At 66.6% G+C, this 2673-nt stretch carries 4 protein-coding genes; 3 read left to right on the top strand and 1 reads right to left on the bottom strand.

Features of this window, described 5'->3' with window-relative positions; translation table 11 throughout:
- The first annotated feature begins 243 nt into the window (after positions 1–243).
- The 3 genes from AB0873_RS32170 to AB0873_RS32160 all read left to right on the top strand — a co-directional run bounded on the left by AB0873_RS32170 (position 244) and on the right by AB0873_RS32160 (position 2449).
- Positions 244–417: a transposase gene (locus AB0873_RS32170; protein ID WP_366604532.1), complete on the top strand. Its 174-nt coding sequence runs from the start codon at positions 244–246 to the stop codon at positions 415–417.
- 269 nt (positions 418–686) lie between these two features.
- The gene (locus AB0873_RS32165; protein ID WP_366604531.1) at positions 687–1199 is read left to right on the top strand and encodes a DDE-type integrase/transposase/recombinase; all 513 of its coding nucleotides are present in this window, start codon (positions 687–689) and stop codon (positions 1197–1199) included.
- Between the two features lie 233 nt (positions 1200–1432).
- Positions 1433–2449, top strand: a complete 1017-nt coding sequence (locus AB0873_RS32160; protein WP_366604529.1) for a transposase — start codon at positions 1433–1435, stop codon at positions 2447–2449.
- On the opposite strand, the gene AB0873_RS32155 is transcribed toward AB0873_RS32160, so the two are convergent.
- Positions 2446–2673 (bottom strand): integrase core domain-containing protein (locus AB0873_RS32155; RefSeq protein WP_366604527.1); only part of this gene is annotated, 228 nt, incomplete at its 5' end. The two genes, AB0873_RS32160 and AB0873_RS32155, sit on opposite strands and share 4 nt — an antisense overlap.

Raw genomic sequence — 2673 nt, 5'->3', positions numbered from 1 at the left:
CACTATTCAACACACACAACACCGGCATGGCCCACATCTGGCAACTCGAACCCAATGGACGCTGGAACGACTGGACCAACTTCGGCACACCATAGACACGTCTCCAACCACACCAGGGTCCGGCGCGCTCAACCGAACGCGCCGGACCCTGCCATACCGAAGCTGATGTTCCCCGGGTTTTTCGGAGTCGGGTATGGTTGACTCGTCAGGCTCGTCAGGCTCGTCACTCGTTGAGGAAGAGACGTGCCGAGGAGATATCCACCTGAGTTTCGTCGTGAGGTCCTTGATCTGCTCAAGGCCGGCCGGTCGGTAACGGAGTTGCTCCGGGGCTTGGAGATCGGTGATCAGACGATCTACAACTGGCTTCCGCCAGGAGCTGATCGACACCGGCCAGATGCCGGGCGTCACCTCCGCTGACCCGGCGGAGTTGGTCGCCGCTCGGCGGCGTGTCACCGAGCTGGAGACCGAGTTGGCCGTGCATCCCCGCGCGGCTGAACTGCTCCAGGAGGTGATGCCCCCAAAAGACCAGTACGCGGTCATCCAACGGATGGCCGCTGAGCAGTTGCCCGTCGAGGTCTGCTGCCGTGTGCTCGAGGTCTCGGCGTCCGGGTACTACGCCTCGCGTAATCGGCCGCCAGCGCCGCGGGCGCTGCGTCACCCGTGGCTGACCGAGCAGATCCGCGCGGGTGCATCTGGCATCGCGTGGCACGTACGGTTCCCGCCGAGTGCATGCCGAACTGCGGCTGGGTCGCGGACTCGTCGTGGGCTATCACGCGGTGGAGATGCTGATGCGCCGCGCCGGCGTCCGCGGGCTGCCCGGTAGCCGGCGATCTCGGCCGAAGCACCAGACCCCGACCGCGAGCGATCTGGTCAACCGTGACTTCACCCGATCGTCGCCGAACCCGTTGTGGGTCACCGACATCACCGAGCACCCGACCCGGAAGGACAAGGTGTACGGCGCGGTCGTGCTGGACACCTTGTCCCGCAAGGTCGTCGGCTGGTCCATCGACGCCACGCAGACGGCCACGCTGGTGACCAACGTCCTGAGCATGGCCATCATCAACCGCCAACCGACTGGCACCGTGAAGCACTCGGACCACGGAGGTTCACGTCATGGGCCTTCACCCGCTGGATCCAGGAAGCCGGCCTTGCACCGTCGATGGGATCGATCGGCGACTGCCACGACTGTGAGACTTTGAGGCGCCGTCAGGCGGCCTGACTCTTGTTTAGGACTGACCCCGCAGTTCGGGTGTCCTTGCTGTTGATCTGTCGTCCGCCTGGCTGGTGCAGTGCCCAGTGGTGCTGGCCGGGCGGGCAGTGACCTCATAGGAGCCTGATCGCAGCAGGTCCCGTCACAGTCCCGTCCACCCGTCCGGCCAGCGTCACGAACCCCCTGTCGCCCTGGTCCGAGCTGGAGCCCGCGATGTCAAGCATGAGCCCCGAGCCGCGTCGACGTCGAGTCGTCATCGGCGTCGACACCCACAAGCACGTCCACGTCGCCGTCGCCTTGGACGACATCGGCGGCCGGCTCGACGCCCGCTCGTTCCCCGCCGACAAAGGCGGCTACCAACAGCTGCTCGATTGGGCCGCCGGCTTCGGCGCCAAGAAGCTGATCTTCGCGATCGAGGGCACCGGCTCCTACGAGGCCGGGCTGACCTCCGCGGTCCGCCGCAGGGGTCTCGGCGTGATCGAGGTCCTGCGCACCGACCGCCGCGACCGCCGGCTACGCGGCAAGAGCGACACCCTCGACGCCGAAAACGCCGCCCGCTCCGTGCTGGCCGGCAACTCCACCAGCGTCCCGAAGACCAACGACGGCACGGTGGAGATGATCCGACAGATCAAGGTCGCCAAACACGTCGCGGTCAAGGCCCGCACCGCCGCGATGGTCAGCCTCAAGGCGGTTCTCGTCACCGCAGGCCCTGAGCTGCGCGAACAACTGCAGCCCTTGACGAAAATGGCACTCATCGAACGGTGCGCCAGTCTGCGCCCGGGCCCGGTCACCAGCGTGACCGCCGCGACCAAGCACACCCTGCGCTCAATCGCACGCCGCTGGCAGCAGCTCAACGACGAGATCAAGACCCACCACAAGCTGTTGGACGAACTCACCGGACAGCTCGTTCCGCAACTGGTCAACGCGTTCGGCGTCGGCGCCGACACCGCGGCGGAGATGCTCATCGTCGCCGGCGACAACATCGACCGGGTCCGCTCCGAACCGGCCTGGGCGCGGCTCTGCGGCGTCGCACCGATCCCCGCCTCCTCCGGCATGACCAACCGACACCGGCTCAACCGCGGCGGCCACCGCCAGGCCAACGCCGCCCTCTACCGCGGTGATCGTGCGCATGCAACACCACGAACCGACCGCGCTTACGTCGCCCGCCGCACCGCCGAAGGCAAAACCAAAGCCGAGATCATTCGCTGCCTGAACCGCCCCGGGTTTGGTGGCGGCTAGATGGGTTGGGTTTCCGGCTGGGTTAGCCGGTGTTCGGTGGGATCGTAGAGGGCTTCGAAGGCGGCTGGTGGTAGGTCCGCGGCCCCGCTGTGGGGGCGGCGGTGGTTGTACCAGTCGACGTACTCCAGGGTGGCGATCTCGACCTGGTCGCAGGTCCGCCACGGCCCACGGTGTTTGATCAGTTCGGTCTTGAATAGGCCGATCGTGGATTCGGCGAGGGCGTT

Origin of the sequence: Micromonospora sp. NPDC047707 (assembly GCF_040704235.1) — a bacterium.
Lineage (GTDB): Bacteria > Actinomycetota > Actinomycetes > Mycobacteriales > Micromonosporaceae > Micromonospora.
The sequence above is the reverse complement of the archived record's forward strand: the minus strand, read 5'-3'. Positions and strand labels throughout refer to the sequence as shown.

What these genes read in the sequence shown, in the direction of transcription:
- AB0873_RS32160 (WP_366604529.1), top strand. Translation starts at nt 1,433, where the DNA reads ATGAGCCCCGAGCCGCGTCGACGTCGAGTCGTCATCGGCGTCGACACC.